General features: G+C 58.1%; 17 protein-coding genes. 15 read left to right on the top strand and 2 right to left on the bottom strand.

Annotated features, from left to right (window positions below):
- Nucleotides 1–7 precede the first annotated feature (7 nt).
- Nucleotides 8–838 carry a hypothetical protein gene (locus tag DP107_RS17385; RefSeq protein WP_144263386.1) on the top strand — a complete coding sequence of 277 codons (831 nt, stop codon included), beginning with the start codon at nucleotides 8–10 and terminating at the stop codon, nucleotides 836–838.
- A gap of 1,302 nt (nucleotides 839–2,140) precedes the next feature.
- On the top strand, nucleotides 2,141–2,302 hold the full coding sequence (locus tag DP107_RS20305; RefSeq protein ID WP_185977380.1) for a hypothetical protein: 162 nt from the start codon (nucleotides 2,141–2,143) through the stop codon (nucleotides 2,300–2,302).
- 4 nt (nucleotides 2,303–2,306) lie between these two features.
- On the opposite strand, the gene DP107_RS17380 is transcribed toward DP107_RS20305, so the two are convergent.
- Together DP107_RS17380 and DP107_RS21530 are read right to left on the bottom strand one after the other, a co-directional pair.
- Complete coding sequence (locus DP107_RS17380) at nucleotides 2,307–2,669, bottom strand: ribbon-helix-helix protein, CopG family (RefSeq protein ID WP_144263385.1); 363 nt, start codon at nucleotides 2,667–2,669, stop codon at nucleotides 2,307–2,309.
- Between the two features lie 2,537 nt (nucleotides 2,670–5,206).
- Nucleotides 5,207–5,515 (bottom strand): putative quinol monooxygenase, encoded by a 309-nt coding sequence (locus DP107_RS21530; protein ID WP_144263384.1) that lies wholly within the window; start codon nucleotides 5,513–5,515, stop codon nucleotides 5,207–5,209.
- Nucleotides 5,516–5,898: 383 nt separating this feature from the next.
- Here DP107_RS21530 and DP107_RS17370 point away from each other — a divergent pair, with 383 nt between their 5' ends.
- From DP107_RS17370 to DP107_RS17310, 13 genes are all read left to right on the top strand, one after another.
- Complete coding sequence (locus tag DP107_RS17370) at nucleotides 5,899–7,104, top strand: cytochrome P450 (protein WP_144263383.1); 1,206 nt, start codon at nucleotides 5,899–5,901, stop codon at nucleotides 7,102–7,104.
- Between the two features lie 391 nt (nucleotides 7,105–7,495).
- Nucleotides 7,496–8,602, top strand: coding sequence for an ABC transporter substrate-binding protein (locus DP107_RS17365; RefSeq protein WP_202877441.1), 1,107 nt, complete (start codon nucleotides 7,496–7,498; stop codon nucleotides 8,600–8,602).
- Nucleotide 8,603: 1 nt separating this feature from the next.
- On the top strand, nucleotides 8,604–9,689 hold the full coding sequence (locus tag DP107_RS17360; protein ID WP_144263382.1) for an ABC transporter ATP-binding protein: 1,086 nt from the start codon (nucleotides 8,604–8,606) through the stop codon (nucleotides 9,687–9,689).
- Nucleotides 9,686–10,585, top strand: coding sequence for an ABC transporter permease (locus DP107_RS17355; protein WP_144263381.1), 900 nt, complete (start codon nucleotides 9,686–9,688; stop codon nucleotides 10,583–10,585). The genes DP107_RS17360 and DP107_RS17355 overlap by 4 nt, the downstream gene beginning before the upstream one ends.
- The gene (locus tag DP107_RS17350; RefSeq protein WP_144263380.1) at nucleotides 10,582–11,388 is read left to right on the top strand and encodes an ABC transporter permease; all 807 of its coding nucleotides are present in this window, start codon (nucleotides 10,582–10,584) and stop codon (nucleotides 11,386–11,388) included. Before DP107_RS17355 ends, DP107_RS17350 begins: the two co-directional genes overlap by 4 nt.
- Before the next feature lie 40 nt (nucleotides 11,389–11,428).
- Entirely contained in the window at nucleotides 11,429–12,406 is a 978-nt protein-coding gene (locus DP107_RS17345) for an agmatinase family protein (RefSeq protein WP_144263379.1), read from the top strand.
- Between the two features lie 64 nt (nucleotides 12,407–12,470).
- A complete protein-coding gene (locus DP107_RS17340) occupies nucleotides 12,471–13,136 on the top strand; it encodes an MBL fold metallo-hydrolase (protein ID WP_185977378.1) in 666 nt (221 codons plus the stop codon).
- 25 nt (nucleotides 13,137–13,161) lie between these two features.
- Nucleotides 13,162–13,662, top strand: a complete 501-nt coding sequence (locus DP107_RS17335) for a GNAT family N-acetyltransferase (protein WP_144263378.1) — start codon at nucleotides 13,162–13,164, stop codon at nucleotides 13,660–13,662.
- 139 nt (nucleotides 13,663–13,801) lie between these two features.
- Nucleotides 13,802–14,497, top strand: a complete 696-nt coding sequence (locus tag DP107_RS17330) for a cysteine hydrolase family protein (RefSeq protein WP_144263377.1) — start codon at nucleotides 13,802–13,804, stop codon at nucleotides 14,495–14,497.
- Between the two features lie 574 nt (nucleotides 14,498–15,071).
- Nucleotides 15,072–15,239 (top strand): type II toxin-antitoxin system HicA family toxin, encoded by a 168-nt coding sequence (locus tag DP107_RS20900; protein WP_238330932.1) that lies wholly within the window; start codon nucleotides 15,072–15,074, stop codon nucleotides 15,237–15,239.
- Between the two features lie 241 nt (nucleotides 15,240–15,480).
- The gene (locus DP107_RS21525) at nucleotides 15,481–15,765 is read left to right on the top strand and encodes an HNH endonuclease (RefSeq protein ID WP_144263398.1); all 285 of its coding nucleotides are present in this window, start codon (nucleotides 15,481–15,483) and stop codon (nucleotides 15,763–15,765) included.
- An 808-nt stretch (nucleotides 15,766–16,573) separates the two neighbouring features.
- On the top strand, nucleotides 16,574–16,774 hold the full coding sequence (locus tag DP107_RS17315) for a hypothetical protein (RefSeq protein WP_144263376.1): 201 nt from the start codon (nucleotides 16,574–16,576) through the stop codon (nucleotides 16,772–16,774).
- A 1,196-nt stretch (nucleotides 16,775–17,970) separates the two neighbouring features.
- Nucleotides 17,971–18,957: a hypothetical protein gene (locus DP107_RS17310; RefSeq protein ID WP_144263375.1), complete on the top strand. Its 987-nt coding sequence runs from the start codon at nucleotides 17,971–17,973 to the stop codon at nucleotides 18,955–18,957.
- Nucleotides 18,958–19,713 lie beyond the last annotated feature (756 nt).

Here is a 19,713-nt window from a genome sequence, read left to right as displayed (position 1 = left end):
CCCGTCCATGACCGCCGACAGCCCTTGGGACGACGACCGTAGATTCTACGGCGAAGACGACTTCGGTGACACATACTTTGAAGACGAGCACTACGACCCCAACGATCCTGCCGAATCCTTCGTCGACGAAGCCCCGCGATGCTCCCAATGTGATCGCCCCACCGACTCCGATCGAGACCGCTGCGAGGCATGTAAGCGCGACGCGGAACTCGAATCGGAGAATCCCTATAGACCTCTCCACGACGACGTCTCCGTGACCTACGAGAAACGCATCGACGATCTCGCGTTCGCTGTTGTACCCGCGAAATCGCGCTTCGAGGCGATCGTCAAGGCCACCCTCGCGTTCGACGCTCGAGAGAACGCCCCCAAGACGCCCGCCGGCTACGACGGTGTAACTTTCGAGCTCCTCCACGAAGCCGACGAATCAGATATCCGTCCCTTCAACATCGGCTGGGGCGCACTCCCTGAAGCCGTCCCCGTCGCGAGCGAGCGCGGCCTCGAACTCTTCAACAAAGCCCACAACCGCACCGACTGGTGCGATCGTCTCCCCGAAGGCACTGAAGTTGACCTCGAACCCGAACCTGACATCTACCTCTACGATGAGGACGGAACCGCGATCTGCCGTGCTGGGCAGTTCATGGGTCTCATCGACGGATACAACGTCCCTGATGACTCCCGCGACTATACCCGGCCCGAGTACGGCAGCACCGACGAGGAACTGTGGATCGTCCCGGCGTTTTCACTTGATGTGCATCCCACTATCTCCAACTTCTTGTGCTGGGGAGGAAAAAGACCCACTACGATTGGTGCTCGGGGCGTGCGACGACCTGGCTGGTAACCAGCGTCGATGACCACACCCCGAGGGGGTTTTTCCTCAAGTGTGCTTTGTTTGTTAGCTTGCTGTACCGGCCCTTTCTGACGCATCCGATAAAAAGGTCCTGTCCGGGAGTTACGCGCTGTCCGACGGACGGCCGACGCGTGAGTGGTGTTGTAGGCTGCGGTACAATCGGTATCAGTTGAGGGAGGCCTGCTGGTGTTTTATTACTACGGCGCTCGTGGACCACGTACCAGGTTGTTGAGCGATAGGCGGGCGTGCGGCCGATGAGAGTTATCAGTGGATGGAGTGACTGCTCTGCTATCGAATCATTCTTTGCCGAGTTGGCTGAGGAGCGGATCGGGGAGGCAATGCGAGCGTAAGTTGCGCTAGATGTGAGTTAGAGTGTTTCCTTGGGATTCGCATAGCGAGGTCCGTTCGGCCCCAGTGTAGTGGATTTCCGTCTCGCTATTGGGGGGCCTGTGTCCGGTTGGATGATTTTATACCGATGTATGCGGGGAGCCACGACAGCATTTGATTCACCCAGAGGGTTATAGCCCGCCCCGGAATCCGCCCGCTAACGAGGGGCCAGTCAGAGGTCTTCTCGTGTATGTTTGCGCGGGTTGCTCCCGGGTTTGGGAGGTGTCAGCGTCGTGGTCGACGCCTGGACCGGAGCCGTTCCGGCGGCGTGCAGTGCCGGGCGGGTTGCGGAAATCCTTGATGAGATACAGACAGGACAGGAGCCCCGCGGGCCACCGGGATCCGAGCGCGGGGGTCGGAGCCGGCGCTTGTGCATGGGTGTCGCGCTCGTGTGTGGCTGCTCACGCGTGGGTTTGTGCAGCTGGGTAAACCCCAAGGGGGGTTGGTTGGGCTTTGTCTGCGCGGGTGGTGAGGCGTTTCTGTGGCCGGGGCGAGCGCACGGGGCCGGTTCTGATGGCAACAGCGGGCGGGGAGCCGCGGTGACGGGCGTGCTGGCCGCCCGGTGATGAGTTGGGTTCCGGCGGGGCCCTGTGTGCTCGTCCGCCTCGCCCAGTTCCCCCGTTTGTTTGCCGCCGCGCAACCCCCCTGCTCGCCTTGGTCCCCCCCGTTTTGCGCCGCGCAAACACCCCCCAGCTAACCGGGGCATCCCACCCGCCCCAGCTACCCCCTCCCCCCACCAAGGGACACCAAGGGCACACCAAGAGCACACCAAGGGCACACCAAGGGCCCCCACGTTGCCCCCCACGTTGCCTTGGTCCCCCCTTGGTGGGGGTGTTTTTTTGACTCATTTTTAGCTTCTTTTAGCGCCTTGCGTTTGGCACCGTGCAAAGGCGGGCGCGGGCCGGTGTGAACTGGTGCATACTCGCCGAGGAAGATAAAAGCCGAGTCGGGGCGTGGGCCTCAGTCGGAGGTTGCGGGCTGGTCGGCGTCGTGGCCGGCGGCCGCCTCGCCTTGCGCCGCCACGCGGGCGCCGGCGTCGCAGAGGTCCAGCCGCTCGCGGAGGAGTGAGCGGTCACTGTTGGCCGTTGACTCCCTGTCCGACGGGAACGCCGGTGAGTTTCCATTTCAGGCGCTGGGCCAGTGATGCTTCGTCGAGAAGGCGCTGGCGCCGCTCCTGGTAGGACGGTTGTGTCTCGCGGAGTTTGTCGGGCAGCGCCTCGATCTGCTCTTCGACTTGGCTGCGGCGGGCGAGTTGCGCTTCGAGCTGATCGATGCGGGCCTCTTTGTCGGCGATGCGGTCGCGCAATGCGTCCGTGTGCTCGCGTGTTCGCAGCACCTCACGCATGTATTCGGAGCGGGACACGCCAGCGTCGTCGGCTTCTGCTTCCAGTTCGGCGAGCAGCTCGCCGGGGAGCCGTACCGTGATCTGCTCCATATCCCGTCTGGGACACGCCGTAACACATTAATTTTAGTCCCCCTCCGGACGCGGCCCTGCACTCTCCCGATCGGGGGCTATCATGGCCCCCGTGGAGCTCCACAGCGCAACTCTCCCCAGGAGGACGCGTGCTGCCGCTGTGTTTGCTGAGACGGGTTGCACCGGTGCCAGGGGCGCGACCGCGAGCTTCTCCCAGGCGCCCCTGGGCCGTGCGTCGCTGGATCCCCCCGATGTGGTCCGCGCCGCGTTCTCCGACGTCCATCTGTCCGGCGCGGGCGTCGCCGGCGCCCGTCTTGAGGGCAGGACACAGTTGGCCCCGACGGCCCGGGTGCGGATGTGGCCCCGGCGAAGCATTGCCGAGCCGAGCCTGATGGGCACCCAGCTGCCCCCATCGCGGCCGTGGGTGAGCGCGCCGACGCGTTCAGGGCCCGTGCCGCCTCGGTCGCAGAGAGCCGAGCCCAACGCGCCTGGAGTTATGTCGCGAGATCGTCACTCCCTCAGCGAGCTGGGTCTCCCTGTCGGAGAGAGTGTAGCGGTGGTGACGCCTGTCCCGGTCGACCGTGGGGGCCTTGTGGGGGCACGCGGGTGCAGGGGCATGCTCCGATGTGTCCGGGGGAGCTGGCCGCCCGCTGTTGGGCAGACGGGGCTGAGGAGACGGCCCTGGCGGACGGTTCTGCGGTCTCGCCTGGGGCGGCGCTGGCGTCGTGCTCTCTGGCCCAGTCAGAGGCCTAATGGTGTATGCTGGGGTCACTGTTGTGTTGGCAGGCGTCAGCTTCGTGGTTCGGCGGTGGAGCCGTTCCGCCCGTATGTGATGCCGGGGAGGCTGCGGAGGAGTCTCATGAGACACAGCCCGGCCCTGCGCTCTGCCTCCCCGGGACTCCGAGGGTTCGTTCTCGTGGCTCAAGTGAGAGCGCGCAGAGAGCTGCTCAGGCGCGTCCATCGGGAGAGGGGGGAACCCAAGGGGGCCCAGCGTCTCGGCGTCAGTCGTCGGGCTTGCGGAGGCTGAGGCGTTCCTGCAACAGAGTGAGTGCCAGTCTTCTTGTCGATGCCAGCAGCGTGTCCACGGCGGGGGGCGCGGGGCTGCCGGCGGCGCTGGCGAGAGGGTCACTGCCCCCCGGGATTCACGAGTATGTTCGACTCCCCTGGATCGGCTTTCAGTCGGGGCCGGGTTCGCGTGCTGTTCAAACAGTCCCCGCGCCCCCACCGAGCGGGTCGAATCGCTGGAGCGCGAGGGCGAACGCCGGGAAGAGCAACTCGGCGAGGTGGGGGAGGCGCTGGTCAAGGCCCGGAATCAGGCCGGTGTGCTCGGATCTGTCATGACATAATGACCCCGCTTGGCGGGACGTCTCGGCGGTTCGGTGCCGCTCGCGCCGGATTCGTGCATACTGTCATCCCACTATCATACAGGATGACGCGCGGCGGCGGTTAATTCAGCAAGCCGGTGGGGATGGCCTCCATCGTTGGGTACTCGCTATTTCAGGCGCGCCCGCGGCGAGTTGGCGCTGGAGTGGGTGAGACACCGCCACACGCGCCCCAGGGCCCGGCCGACGACAGACAGCGGCGCTGCGCGAGTATTATGATGATTTGACTGTTGGATAAGCCGCGCTAGACGCACTCAGGGGATTCCACCTCGGCTGCGAGCGCTACAGTAGGATGCCAGTCAAGAAACTAATCGCTCCCTGGGCTCCCGAGATGGCGCTCGGAAGTCCCCTGTGCTCGATGATGTCGGCGATGATATGCGTCCAGACAGCCAATAATAACAGTCCATAGAATTGCCGCGTAGAGATCCAACTGATGGAGCCATCTCGGGCCGTCGATTGCGACGGTGAGGATGTCAAATAAATCCACGCTAACCCCAGCCCCCCCACAAGCGCCGATGACCACAAGTGGTAGAATCCAGGATGGATTGGCTCGTACATTCACAGGTCGTGGTGGCGGTGGAAGCCGCAAGAACGCAGGCCGTGCGTTTCTGAGTGTGAAACTCCCCGATAGCCCGTTGCACGGTTGCAACATTAGCTCGGACCTATTACAATTCAACTATTAGTGGTCAAAATAGTCACTTTAACTGATCGGAAGCTGGCTCAACGGTATGCCAACAACCAAATCCGGCACTGGTAATGACACGGCTGAGACTCATGAAACTGCTGTTCGCAAGTACCTGCGAGCTCACGGTGTGATCGCCGAGCCAACTCATTTGACTGTTGGGCCACCTGTCCGACTCAGGTGCCGCCGCCTGAGAGGTATCGCGCTCAGGCGGCTCTCTTTCGTGCTCGTGTGTTGACTCATAAGGGTGAGACTCCGGCTGAGACGGCTACGTCTATCAAGAATCAGTACATCATTGGGTCGGCACCGCCGATGGATGGTCAGTTTCAGGCCCGCCTGTCCCGTCCGGCGAACTAATTTTGAACCTGCAACAGGGTATGATAGAGAGACGAGCGTATACCCCCCGTCTGTGTTGCAGCGGGCAACGTGGACGCTGGTGGTCAGCGGTTTAAATTCCCAGCCAAGGATGTGGTTGTTGGACACCCCATCGCGAGTTATGGCCCCTCCGCTTCGATCTTGTTCGTTACCTCATATTGGAATAGGTGTGGTTCAGAGCGCATGTGTGGCTCGATAGATTCTTGAAACCGCTCGAGATGGCTACTTGAATCGTGTGACTCGACGGCCGACCAATCTTTGTACTGCTCAATTATCCGGGCTACTGTCGGCCTCTCGATGTCGAATGTTACTCTGTAATCGATAACGCCAGGTTCTTTTCTAGATTCGACCGCCATCCGTTCAAGTATATCGCTGGCCTTCGGCTTCGAATCTGATCGTATGGGAACCTCCGAATGGATCACGATCATGATTGTGCTGCGACTCGAAGCTCACGCAACAGATCAACTACGCTAAGATGGCTGTGACATCCGTCAGGCCCGGGTAGGGTCGTGCGAGTTTCGGACAGCATATTTGTGATTTTTGCTCTCACTCGCTTATATTCAAATTCTTCGTATATTAAATCTGCGTTCACTATAGAAATCTCTTACCTAATACGGATATTAGCTTGGTCTCCGAAACAAACGTGATCAAGTACGCATCATCAACTCAGTTGTTTAAACAGCACGTACATGTACCAACAATCACTAACCGGTGGGATATTGCTGAACAAACCGTGTTATACAGACTATTTTAATAATATATGCATATATCTCGAGAACTCTTAAATAGTTAGAATAAGTCCTGTTTGAATATGGGGTCTGGTTCGAAAGCTTTCGACGCAGATATTGATGATTCGCTGCCGAGAGGATTACGCTCTATTGAAGCCTTACACGACCCGTTCGCGTGGTATCACAAAAACCGCCGTGCGTCGTCAGTACAGTACGACGACCATCGCGGTGTGTACGATGTATTCAGTTACAAGCAGGTGAAAGAGGGCTTACAGAACAGCGAACAGCTCATCAGACCGCCGTTGGCGGGTGATCAGACGAACAACGCACTATCGTACTTCGATACCGCGATGATTTGGTCCGATGGATCGGAGCACAAGGGGGTAAAAGGAGAGCTATTCAGATACTTCAGCCCGAGAATGTTGAAAGGAATTGAGGAATCTATCGTCTCTATTACCGAGGCACAACTAGATACTGCGCTAGACGACGGCGGTGAATTCGACTTCGTGGACGAGTTTGCCGTTCCGGTTCCGCTCCGTGTTATCATGAGTATCGTCGGCATTCCACAGGAAGATCATCAACAGCTTCTGGAGTGGTTGGAGACGTTTCGGTCTGTCATGACGAGCGAAGATAGCGCGGAGGGAAGCCTCAAAGGAAAGCATATGACTGCGGCTGCCGAGTACTTTGAGACGCTGGTTGACGAACGCAGTTCAAGCCCGCAAAACGATCTCATCTCCGAGTTAGCCCAGGAGACGAATCTTACCAACGAGGAGATCGGATCGAATTGTTTCGACTTCGCGCTTGCCGGCCAAGGAACGATGTCGGAATTACTGGGCAACGCGATCTATATATTAGACGAACAGGACCTCGTTGGAAACGTCGACGAGTACGATTTCGAGATTTTAGTCGAAGAGGTACTCCGGTATAGGAGCCCGCTCCAAGCCCGAGCACGGAAGACCACTGAAGCAGTTACGTTGGATGGAACGACTATTCCGGCGGACGAAACCGTGATCCTATGGATCGGAGCCGCAAACCGTGATCCGGCCCGTTTCGACGAACCGGACGCGTTCTGTCCGCACAGAGACCCCAAGCACTTAGCTTTCGGCAGTGGGGCACACAGTTGTATCGGTGCACCGATAGCCCGGATGGAGGCGCCGATAATACTGCGGACGTTCTTTGATACTATTCGAGACTTCAGTCTCGAACAGGATGCACTTGTTCCGAAGCCGAAGGCCTCAAAACTCGGGTTCGATCGAATGCCGATCCAGGCAGAAGTATCAATAGAGTGACTTATCGATAGAGCACGCGGCCGGCAGCCCGTCCTAGCCCGTTGATACCGGCTCTCTACATGTGTTAATACCGGCTCTCTGCATATGTACTATACTCGCACGATCGTACAGTAGTAGTTTCATAAAAGTGACCGGTGTCGATATGTCCTCTGCATGAGTACAATGTTTAGAAAATTTATACAGTATAATCAGTGCCGGGGAGACTGATACAGTAATGGTAGACAGTAACAATCCATGCCTGAACGCACTAATTTGTTTCTTATACCTATGCCAGGAAAACACCTTAATACCTCAAGCGAAAACAGTGTATACGATACGTATGAATGAAATGAGAGAGAGTAGCGAAAAAGACAGACACCAAGACTCAACCGAGTCGATACGCGGGGACACGGTGGGCGAAGCGGACTCGTGGCGATCAAGGCGGCAAATACTCGCAACGACAGCCGCTGGAACCGGAACGGCATTGGCGGGGTGTTCCGGGGCCGGCGGCGGCAGCGGGCCGGGCTCTCTGACGGTATCGGTGTTTGGTGGCGCGTTCAAAGATATTCTCGACGAGACTCTCTTTGCACCGTTTGAGGAGGAAACTGAGATTACGGTACAGTCCGAGGCACAGGGAGGGGCTGCGGATGTCATCCCCAATCTTGAGGGTGCCGTCCGCAACGGCAATGCGCCGGTCGACCTACTGATAATGACGGTTCCTGGGGTTCTGCGCGGTATTAATTCTGATTTGTGGCACCGCTGGGCTTCAGACGAGTTCGAGAATACGCAGTTCATCGAAGATGACCTGATGACCCACGACGACGGGGATCTCATCGGCGTCGGGTCGATGGGATGGTTTATTAATCTCGTTCACAACACCGAGGAGTTTGGCGGATCATTAACATCGTGGAATTCGCTGTGGGATTCACAGTACGAAGAGCAACTCGCAATGATGTCGCCGGCAGTTACCGGGTTTCTGCCGGATATCACCGCGGAAGTTCGACTGAACGGGCAGGACCTACTCGACACCGAGGACGGAATCAGGGAAGTGTTCGAGGAGCTAAGCGGTATCGTTCCCCAGTCGGCGCTGTGGTACACGAACGAAGCGAATTTTCAGTCACGTCTCGCCAGTGGTGAGATTCCGGCCGGTATGCTGTACCACGATATTACACGTGTGCTTCGGGTCTCACAGGACGCTCCCGTTCAGAGCACGTTTCCTGATGAGGGCTCCGTACTCGGGTCCGGCCGGTGGGTATCGCCTCGCACGACCGAAAACACGGAAGCAGCAAAGCAACTGATCGAGTACGCCTCGCGTCCCGAGACGCAAGATCGGATCACAAGGGAGTTGTTCACCTTCCCAGCGATCGAAGAGCAACACAGTTCTCTCAACGATGAGGAGTACGCTCGCGCCGCCGGTCCGGGTATCGAGGAGGCTATCATTCCAAGCTTCGAGTTGTACGTCGAACAGGAGCAGTTAGTCAATCAACTGTGGAACGAACTCATCGTCCAAGGACAATAGCATGTCACGTGTTGTTCTTGAAGCTATCACGAAACGATACCCCGGAGACGTTGAAGCGGTCAGCGGCGTGTCGCTTGTCGTCGATGATGGCGAGTTCGTTACGCTTGTTGGACCGAGCGGTTGTGGCAAAACGACGACACTGCGCACTATTGCTGGATTCGAGCAGCCCACGCAGGGGTTCGTCGGTATAAATAACAACCGTGTGAACACCGTCCCACCCGACAAGCGTGACATCGGGATGGTGTTTCAGGACTTTGCCCTTTTTCCTCACAAAACTGTAGCCCAAAACATCGGCTACGGACTGCAAGTTCGTGGCTACGACAGCGACCGTATCGACGACCGGGTTAATGAGATGCTTGAGTTGGTTGAGTTGCCGAAGACGAGAGACCGCATGCCCGACCAACTCTCCGGAGGACAACAACAACGAATCGCACTTGCTCGCGCTGTAGCCCCAGAGCCGGACGTGTTGTTGCTTGACGAGCCGCTTGCGAGTCTGGACAAGAAACTTCGCGAGACCATGCAGGTCGAGTTGCGGCGCATTCAGCGAAAACTAGATATTACGACGATACTTGTCACACACAATCAAAAGGAGGCGCTGACGATGTCTGACCGAATCGCCGTAATGAACGACGGGGATTTCGAGCAAATCGGAGCTCCGGAAGACGTGTACTCGAATCCGGCTACCCCTTTCGTGGCTAACTTCGTTGGAACTGCCAACATTTTTTCCGGGACCGTCTCGGCTATCGAAGATGGTCTCGCGACCGTCGACTGCGGCCAGGCTGTAATGAAATCCAGAGACACCGAAGACGTTGCGCTCGGGGACTCAGTGTCCGCCGTGTTTCGCCCGGAACACCTGTCAGTGGATACCCGAAAGACGGCTGCAGATGGCTCTGGAGACGGGAGCACGGTGTTCGACGGAACAGTCGCTGTCAAACGATACACCGGCGATCAGATCGAATACCACGTGAATACGGGTACCGGCGACTCTGTGATCGGCGTCGAGCGAGTCGATGAGACAAATGCCGGAGAGGACGACGATATTCAACTCCGGCTGTCAGCCACCGATTGTCTGTTGTTAGCTCAATGAGCACCGAAGAACCAACCCTCGGTGAGAGTATCATCGAGAACGATATCTGGCCGCGGACGAAGTACCTAATCGTCTCGTATCCAGCGGCCGTGTTAGCGCTGTTCTTTGTGCTTCCTCTGCTGCTGTTGGTAGTGGTAAGTACGTTCGAAAATATCGAGGGGGGCTTCTTTCAACCGGCGTTCACCTTTGAGAACTATGTGCGGTTTTTCGGGAGTGACTTGTTCCAAGGGCGGATGATATACACCCTCCAAGTTGCGGGGTTGACAACCGCCTCCTGTTTGGTGATCGGCTACCCCCTCGCATACTACATTGCTAGTTTGGATAGCGAGCTGTGGCGCCGAGTGTACCTCTCGATAATAATCTCATCGCTGTTTTTGACCTTCATCATCCGCGCGTTTGCGTGGCAGGTCCTCCTATCGAGTGATAGCATCGTTCCGACAGTCGCATCATCGCTCGGCATTCTTCAGGAACCTGTCGCGCTTGTCCCGAGTTACATGGCGTTGATCGTGGGCATGGTCTACGTGTTTTTGCCGTTCATGGTGCTGACACTCTATACAAGCATCCGTGAGGTTGATGATAGTCTTCAGGAGGCTTCGCGGAGCCTCGGCGCAATGCCGCTTACAACCTTCCGGAACGTTACACTCCCGCTGACAAAGGGCGGGATCGTCAGTGGATCAATGTTGGTTTTCGTGCTTTCGTTGGGCGTGTACGTCCTTCCACGGATCCTCGGTAACCCACCGCAATGGACCCTCGCAGTATTAATCGGCAATCAAGTCGGGGTTGAAGGGAACATACCCTACGGAGCCACAATCAGTATCGTGTTGTTACTCGTTGTCGGCGCCATCCTCGCAGTCGGTTGGTATCTGCTCGGTGGAGAGCGGAGGGTATCGATATGAGTATCGCTGACGGCGTTGATCCAAACGTTAGGGACCGACTCACGGCAGGCATCATGCGCGTGTTCGCATGGGTCGTCCTGCTGTTCGTGCTCATGCCGCTGGTGGTTATTTGTGCGATGGCTTTCACAAGCGGCGAATTCCTCGTGTTTCCGCCGGAGGGGGTTTCACTGCGGTGGTTCGGGGAGCTCACCAGTTGGCTAGATGCCATTCGAAACAGTGTTGTCGTTGCCATTCCGGCAGCCCTCATCGCAACTACTGTCGGAGGAACCGCGGCGTACAGTCTTGACCGTCACGATTACAGGTTCGGCCGAGCCCTGGCCGCTGCTGCAACAGTTCCGATCATGCTCCCACCGGTGATTGTCGGAGTGATGTTTATGACCTTCTTTATCACCATCGGCATCTCCGGGAACATATGGAATCTGATCCTCGCTCACTCAATCTTTTTGACGCCGTTCCCGTTCATTCTGATCAGTCAGGGGCTGGCGGACTTAGATCAAAGCTACGAGGAAGCCGCCCGGAATTTGGGGGCCTCACAGCTACGTACGGTTCGAACGATCATATTCCCGCTCGTTAGGGCGAACGTCATCGCCGGGTTTCTGTTCGCGTTCATCTTGTCCCTGAATGAATACATTATCGCTTGGCTACTGTCGGGGTTCAGCATACAGACAGTGCCGATACAGATCTTCACGAGTCTCAGATATAGCTACTCGCCGGTGATCGCAGTGATCAGTCTGCTGTTCATTATAGTCACCTTCGTCGGCCTGACGATCGCAGACTACCTCGCCGGAGGCCTATGGGAATGAGTCGGATATCAGCCCAATTGAATACGAGACAGAAGCACCCATGACAGACACGAATCAAAACGATGTCCCGGAGTTATCATTTGCAAACACTGGAACATTTCTCAAAGCTCCTGCAGCGGACCCATCGGAGCTCACCGCTGACACCGATGTGGCCGTATTCGGCGCTCCGTTTGACGGGGCCGTCTCTCGGCGACCGGGAACACGGTACGGGCCGCAGGAGCTCCGACAGGCGAGTGCTTGGTATGACCATTTCGCCGGAGGCGCTGACGGGGCCTACAACGCCGACACGGATCGGCACGTCGCCCATGAGGCGGTAACGCTGTGCGATTGTGGAGATGCACCGACCGTCCCCAACGACGTCGAACGGACCAGAAAACAGGTCAAGCGATACGCCGAGACGATCGCTGAGACGGCTTTCCCGATCATGCTCGGTGGCGATCATTACCTGACGTATCCAGCGTTCGATGGTTTCGCTGAGACGGTTGACGGTGACGTCGGACTCATCCACTTGGATGCGCACAGCGACACGATCGATGGCAACGAGCTGTATGGCGATCACTGGCACGGCTCGCCGATGGCTCGCATCAACGACCTGCCCGCCGGGAGCTATCGGAATCACGCTATGATCGGGATCCGTGGGTACGAGCGAGAGGGGTTCAGAGACCGCGTTGATTCGGAGGGGCTGCTCGTCAAGTACGCCCGAGACGTTCGCAAGGACGGTATCGATGCGGTGATTGCGGAGGCTATCGATCACGCGAGTCAGGATACCGAGGCGGTATATTTGACTGTCGACATCGATGCCGTTGACCCGGCGTATGCGCCAGGAACCGGGACGCCCGAGCCAGGGGGGCTGACAAGTGTCCAGTTCTTACGAGCGATGGATCTACTCGGGGCGTGCGATGACGTTGCGGCGATGGATTTAGTCGAGGTTTCACCGCCAGTAGACGATGCTAGCGATACAACAGCTATGTTGGGAGCCAATGCCGTAACCAGGTTCTTCGAGGCCAAGTTTTGTTGATGAGTGAAGTACTTGTTTTGCCGTCAAGCCTGCACACACACCCGGAGAACGACCGGATACACAGATGACAATCCCGGACACCACAGACCAAATTACAGAGGTCGTGGACGGCGTGTTCGACCTGACACTGACGAACGACCCGGCGCGTTATCGTTCGTTTCTGTTTGACTGGGAGGTCCCAACGCTGGTTGACACTGGGCCCAGCGAAGCGACCGAAGCGCTACTGAGTCGGCTACGGTCGATCGAAACCACGCCCGAACGGGTGATACTGACACACGCTCATCACGATCATGTCGGCGGATTCGACGCGGTCGTCGAAGAGTACGACGTAGAAACATGTGTCCCCGAGCAGTCGGAGCTCCAAACGGAACATCGGCCGGACGAGCGTTTCTCACACGAGGCGTCCGTCGGACCGTTCACCGCGGTTCATATCCCCGGCCACTGCGAGGACAATTACGCGCTCGTCGCTGCCGACGAACCGGTGGCCGTCATGGGCGATGCGGTAATCGGTTCGGACTGGCGGGGGCTTCCGGAAGGGTATTTTATACCAGTAGAGGGCATCTACTCCGACGACTTGGTGCGCGCGGAGTACTATCTTGAGCGGCTACAGGAGTACGCGTTCGATGTTGGCCTCGTGTTTCACGGCTCTTCGGTGTTCGACGATGCGCGGACAAAGCTGGATAGGTTCCTTGATTTCCCAAATAAGGGCAGTTGGGACGACAGACTCTAACCGGACGTACCGAAGACCACGTCATATGCCATTCGAGACATCAAACCTCATCGCAAACGATACGCCCGTTCCAGAACAGGTCGAAACTGAACGCTTCGTTATTCGACCGCTGCGAATTACAGATGCGGAGATAGACTGTGCGGCAGTGATGGCGAGTCGTGAGCGGATCCGAGGAACGTTCGGCCCGGAACATCGGTGGCCGTCATCGGATCTCACACTCGAACAGAACCGGATCGACGTCGCCTGGCATCAAAAAGAACATCAGCGCCGTGATTCGTTTACGTATTCGGTTTGCGATCCCGGTGAAAGCGTGGAGTTGGGATGCCTCTACGTGCAGCCCACGCGGAGGGATGAGTACGAGGCGGCAATCTATTTCTGGACAGCCGAGGCCGCCGTGGAGATGGGGCTCGCCGGTGCTATCGAGAGCCGCCTCCGGAAGTGGATTTCAGACGACTGGCCATTTACCAAGACGGCATACCCCGGCCGCGACATCCCGTGGTCTGAATGGGGGCCGTCTCACGAGTAAGCGTCCAGTTCCCCCGCCACCAGTGTTCGATCAGGAGTGACACGTAGTTATCGAGAAAACTGATTGATACTGTGGCCTACAGTATGTATAGACAACACAGGTATACTTAATACCGTTCAAAATAACAGTCTATTGTAAAATGATACCCACAACTGACGATCCAATCGGTGACAATCCGGCGTTGATAGTTATTGATCCGCAACAAACCACCTCTGAAAGTGAGGAAGCGATGAGTTCGGGTGCGGCATCGATTCCTGGGGGTAGAGATGCCGTGATGGAAAACATCAACACCGTCGTTGAGCACGCTCGAAGCGCTGATATCCCGATTATTTGGGGCAAAGAGCTACACCGACCCGACTTTGCTGATTACGGCGCAGAGATCGAATCGTGTGAGCCGGAACACGGGATCGTCGGAACGCGTGCCGAGCAGTTCGATCCGATTCTTTCGATAGACGAGGATGACATGGAACCCGCGGAGTACGTGATTGTCAAGCGTAGATACAATTTCTTCCACCGCACGGATATCGAGCACATCCTTCGGACGTACGACATCGATACCGTGATTCTAGTTGGATTTATGACGAATATATGCGTGCATTATACGGCCCACGGGGCCCACGAGCATGACTACGCATTCAGGGTTGCTGAACAGGCAACAGCCGCGCCGTCACAGGATCTCCACGAGACCGGGCTCAAGTGTATGCGGTATCTCCAGCCCCGAGGCATACAGGATATAACTGATATTACCGCTCGTCTCGAGGAATACGATGGAAATCAGCTCGTCAAAAGAGTCAAAGAGAGCGGACAAATCACACCCAAAACCGGCCCGGTGTAGTCTGATAGAAGTTCGGCACCCTCGACATCGAATTGTAACGTTTAGTGTAATCTATCTATAGGTCAAGGAAAATTTAAAATGAGTCTTTTAGCCCAATATAAACATGAAACGAAAGAGATGTATCAAATAGCCTATTTAACACTCGTGGAGCGTGTCATGGGATGACGATAGAACGCTACGTTGCGAGTTCTGCCGCCGCGTCGCGGAAGAGCCCGTTGAGAATCTCGGGCGTCGTCGGCCTCAGGCTCGGTCGTCGCCATGTCGAACAACCACCATGTGCGGAACTTCCAGAGCTTTTCGCACACTCGGCCGGTGAGCGGGGAATCGGCCTTGGCGCCGGAAGGGCGAGCGATTAGAATTATCGCCTATCGGCCGGGCGCCGGCTCCCTACACGCGCGCACTTAATCAACAGCCGGCACGTTCGCCCTCAGTTGTTGGTTAATCTCGGGGGCGACGGCCGGGGCGGCGCGAGGAACACCGGACGCACGGCTCCAGGTAGGGTCGCGGACGGAAGGAGGGGGCCGGACGGCGTTCTCCTCCAACGAAATCATCAAACTGCTCGCCAGACACGGGGTTGTGCCGGTCGGAAGAGGGAAGCCACACGATTTTCCGGCACGAGAACCCCGACACGGATGAGGGCCGGACCATGATGATCCCGAAGGCCGACCCGATTCCGACAGGGACGCTTCACAATATCGCCGACCAGGCCGGCGTTGACGATTTTTACGCGTTCTGGGAGTAGGCCAACCGGACGGTGTAATTCCGCGACAGTGTTCCGAGTCTGACAGCAGAGTACAGCGGGCTAATGAGTGGTTGGGGGGAATCTAAAATACAGCCCCCCTTCGTGTGATTACTCACTTATTGATTGAATTCTTGAATGGACCTATGATAGATGAGGATACCTCGATAGACAGAGAGAAAGTTTTTATTGACGATAATTATCGATGCAGGAATTGTAGAAAAAGGGCGACAAAGGCGATGTTATACTCAATCTGCATCATATTGTTCCAACGGCTAGAGGAGGAAAAGACAAGCGTTCTAATGCTGTTACTCTCTGCAAAGAATGCCACAAGGCAGCTCATTACCAGACTACTGCCCCATCGGTGAATCAATCAAAACTCAGCGACGCGCTTGATGAGCAGACCGAGGGAGAAAGTAGTGATGAAAACAAAGGCGGGGGGTATATTGGACAAACGGACTTAGGCGATGAGTTTGATCGACAGAATGAGAATGAAAATGACGGCGAGGATGAGAATGAAAATGACTAACCACCGGGCATTTAACATATTTTCCAATACGGCGGGATCCACATGGGATATGTAGCAGACATATTACGACTTCCGGCCGACCTCCTCAATAGATTGTAAACAGAGGCCGAGGAGGCCGACGTATCTCATTTGTGCACACGCCCGTGATATGCTCCGAACACGCACGGACACGGATCAAGGAAGCGTCGACGACGGCGAGGCATAACCAGCGACGGCGCCCCGACCGTGTGAGTCCATAGGCTCGGTCTTGACGTGACTCACCTCCCCCAGGGGCCCGCCTGCCGAGTCTGTCACGCGCGCTCGTATGGAGGCGGCCTTGACCAGCGGCGGAAGGGCAGGCTCGCGAGGAGCCCACCCCAGGGGCCGCTTCCTGATTCGACACGCGCGTGTACGGCGGAACTCGGCGGGAACTAGAGCGGCGACTCGGGGCTCGGGCCGGCGTTGGCACTCCCGAACCGAGGGCGAACGGCGGCCCGCGCCAGCGTCAATCGGCCGGATCCGGGGGGTCAGTCCCGCTGTTCGGCCCGCTCCCGTCCGGGGGGCCGGCGGTCCACGCCGCTAGTGACGGCTGTTCGGGCGGGGTCGGTGGCTCCGGGAGGGTGTAGCCAGCCGAAACCGCCAACGCCCACGTACTAGTCTCCCATACGCCACCGTTGGCGGTTTCCTCGGGTGTGGTGTCGACGACGGCCGGCTCGGTGCCGAGCCCGGCGAGTGCCCGGTACAGGTGCGCGCCGTGCTCGCCGGCCTCCTCGCGGCACTCGACGAGCTCGGCGTCGGCGTCGACGAGCCGCTGTAGCGTCGTCCGGACGTGTTCTTTCGAGACATCGGCGGCGGCGGCCAGCGCGGCGGCGGTGGCGTACTCTCGCTACTGGAGCGCCTCGACGACGAGCCCGCGAGCGACGACGGCCGGCCCGACGACTGTGACTGTGGCGACTGGAACGCGGACACGGAACTCCTGTGTTGGCCGCGCTACCGCGACGAGGTCGAGGCTCTCGCCAGCGTCGAGTAGCCACGACCGCCCGCGCGGGTAGTGGCTCGCCCGCGGCGTTCCCGGATCGGACTCTCTCCTTCTCTATCGTGTGGACCGCCGGGCTCGCCATCGCCGGCGCCTCGATGCTGGTCGCGATCGCGCCGCTGAGCCTGTGGGCGGCGAGCATGGCGCTCTTGCTCTAACGCACCTGAAAGGGAACGGATGTTGGGGGGGGTCTGGAGGCCCCGGAACAGGGTTACACAGCGGGGCGCGCCAGACGAGTGTCACAACTGTGAGTCCAGTATTAACCGTCGCCCCCGTTACGGCGACTGAGTTAGTCCTAGGCCGGTCGGTCTCGTGCCGGGCGGCCTCCGTCGGCGACGGCTCCGTCGCGGTCGTCGAGCCGTCGCCCTCGGGCCCGTCGCAGGTGGCGAGGTGCTGGAGGTAGCCTCGCTCCCCGTAGTCGGTTCCGCACATCGGACAGGAGCCGTCGCCGAACGAGCCGGCGACCGCGTCGTCCGTCGAGCCCGTGCAGCGCTCGCGGTGCTCGTCCAGCCCGACCGAGAACACGAACGCCTCGCCGCAATTGGGACAGCGCTCCATGCCGAGCGGTCGGGCGGCCGGTTGGTAACCGATTCGGCGGCTGTTGGTAATCACCAGCGCCGCGCGCCGTCGCGAGGAGGCCGGTCGTCCAGTCGAAAGGTGTCGCGGCCGGCGAGACCCGCTCCAGCAGGCCGCTCGCCATCAGTCGTCGGCGTCGACGCGAAGCCCGTGGGTGACGGCATCCGAGACCTCGCCGACCGCGAAGTCTGCGCGCTCAGCCTTCAGTGCCGCCGCTACCGTGAGGGTATGTGGCTATCGAGCGCTCTCAGCTCCAGCAACAGTGCCCGGCGGGTGAAGACGGCTCCCGACGAGACCACCGATGCTGCTTCCCCAGAGACAGCCCGTCCTTCTCGGGAGGCAGCCCACTCCCCCACCCCCCCTCCATCACACGCTCCCTCCCTTCTGGAACTGGTGACGGGGTGGAGGACAACTCGTGTCCGGAGATACGAGCGATTCTCCCTGTCGTCTTGCTACCTGACAGTATGGGGGTGACCGATACAGAGGGTGTATAGATCAGGGCTAGTGAAAATCCATCACCGATTTAGCATCTCGACAAAGCCGGCTCTACCCCTTCTGAGTGAACTGCCAGTGCCAACCTTTACCAGACCCCCTTCGGTAGACGACACTCGAAAATGTCACTTCAGTTTAACACAACAAACGGGCTGAAATCCACGTTCACATACGCCATCGGCATCTTTGCCGTTGTCGGGGCAGGCGTTGGACTCACTGGGGCCGTAGTAATTAACGTCCTCGGCAGTGGCAGCAGCATTTTCTCGGGTATCCTCTTGCTCATCGTAATCGGGGTGTCCCTCCTCATCGGCCCACCGATTGCCGGATACATCGGCATTCAAATCGCCGACCGAGATGGAGAAGCCGGAGCGCTACAGAGTTTCGCCGGAACCGCCAGCGGATTCCTCATCATGATGATTGTCGTGCTTCTGGCACTATTGCTAGGCATTGCCCTCACTGCAGGTGGTGGAGCCGGAACTGATGGCGGGACCGGCGGGGTGGACGGCGGCGCAGACCCCGGAACCGGTGGCAGTAGCGGTGGTGGATTCGACTTTCTTGAATTCCTCATCCCTGCACTCATAGTCGCAATCCCGACCGGACTCACCGGTGGTGCAGCCACCTACTTGCACGGTCGCTCGTCGTTCGCCAGCGGAACAACAGGAGGTGTGGATAGTGCTGCAGGTGGAGCCCCAGATATACCGATGAAGTACATCGGGGCAACGCTGCTCGTAATCATCGTCTTAATCGCTGGTGCCTTTGGGGTGATGGCGTTGATGAGTTCGCCAGCAGACAACCTCGAAGTCTCAGATGGGAGCGTCTATGCGCAGGACTCAATGTTCTACGCCGAAGGCACAGTCACCAATGCGGGAGATGTCGCGGCGACGGCGAATTTGACGATGCGTCTGAAGATTGATGATGAATACAAAGACGGCTTCGAGCACACCGACGACATTACCGTCGAGCCCGGAGAGCAAATTAGGGAAGACTACAGCCTCGGCAGACTTGATGACCTCAGCCAGACCGAACAGGAGCAAATTGTAAACAGCAATTTCGTTATCGAGTACTACATCAACAGTAATCTCAAATATGAGAGCTCCGCCGTCTCGTAATCTTGTGTGGATATTCGCGGATCAGCTCACGTCTCCGCGTCCCCCCGTGTGGTCCCACCGCAATCGGTATTTTTCTGTGTCTTCGACGCCCTCGGCGAGATAATGTCGTTGAGGAGGACAGGTCCGGGGATACGTCGGTCCGGGGGGCTGTCGTTGAAATGAGCTCTCCTGTGTAGTCGTTCCCACGATATGGTGTGAGAGGCGCCGAGAGACGCTAGGCGCCCGGCATCACCCACAAAGTACTGGGTGTACTCTCACCCGGTGACGGTGGCTACACGCCGGCGTGTGCGTCGTTACGACGGTACTGACACAGTCGAGCAGCGTCCAGCCAGGCCTGGTCAATATCGCGGGGGCTATCGTCGGGGGAAGCGGGATTCTGCTCGCTATCGCGTGGGTCGTCTATCTCTACCGGTAGGGGCCGGTATACCCCCCAGAGGCCGATACTTACACCGTCATCATGCGGAACGACAACGGGGAGACGCTTCTCGTGAACAAATGGAAGGCCCCGAACGATCCTGCCCTGCCGAGCGGATCAGCGTCGGGCTCGAACGGCGACGGTATCCCCGGCTGGTGTTAATAGAAAGGGAAGTTTAGCAACGTTGGTATTCATGCACAGCGGTACAGATGATATACTGAGCACTCGGAGAGGATTGGTTCGTGTTGGAACGCCGTGCCAGATACGCGCCGTGTATGCAGCTGCACATCCGGAATCTATCAGTGCCTGAGAACTCCCTCGTCTCGTAATCGGGTTGGAGG

Origin of the sequence: Haloglomus irregulare (genome assembly GCF_007421925.1) — an archaeon.
Classification (GTDB): domain Archaea; phylum Halobacteriota; class Halobacteria; order Halobacteriales; family Haloarculaceae; genus Haloglomus; species Haloglomus irregulare.
Note: the sequence above shows the minus strand (reverse complement) of the source record. Positions and strands in the feature narration are given on the sequence as shown.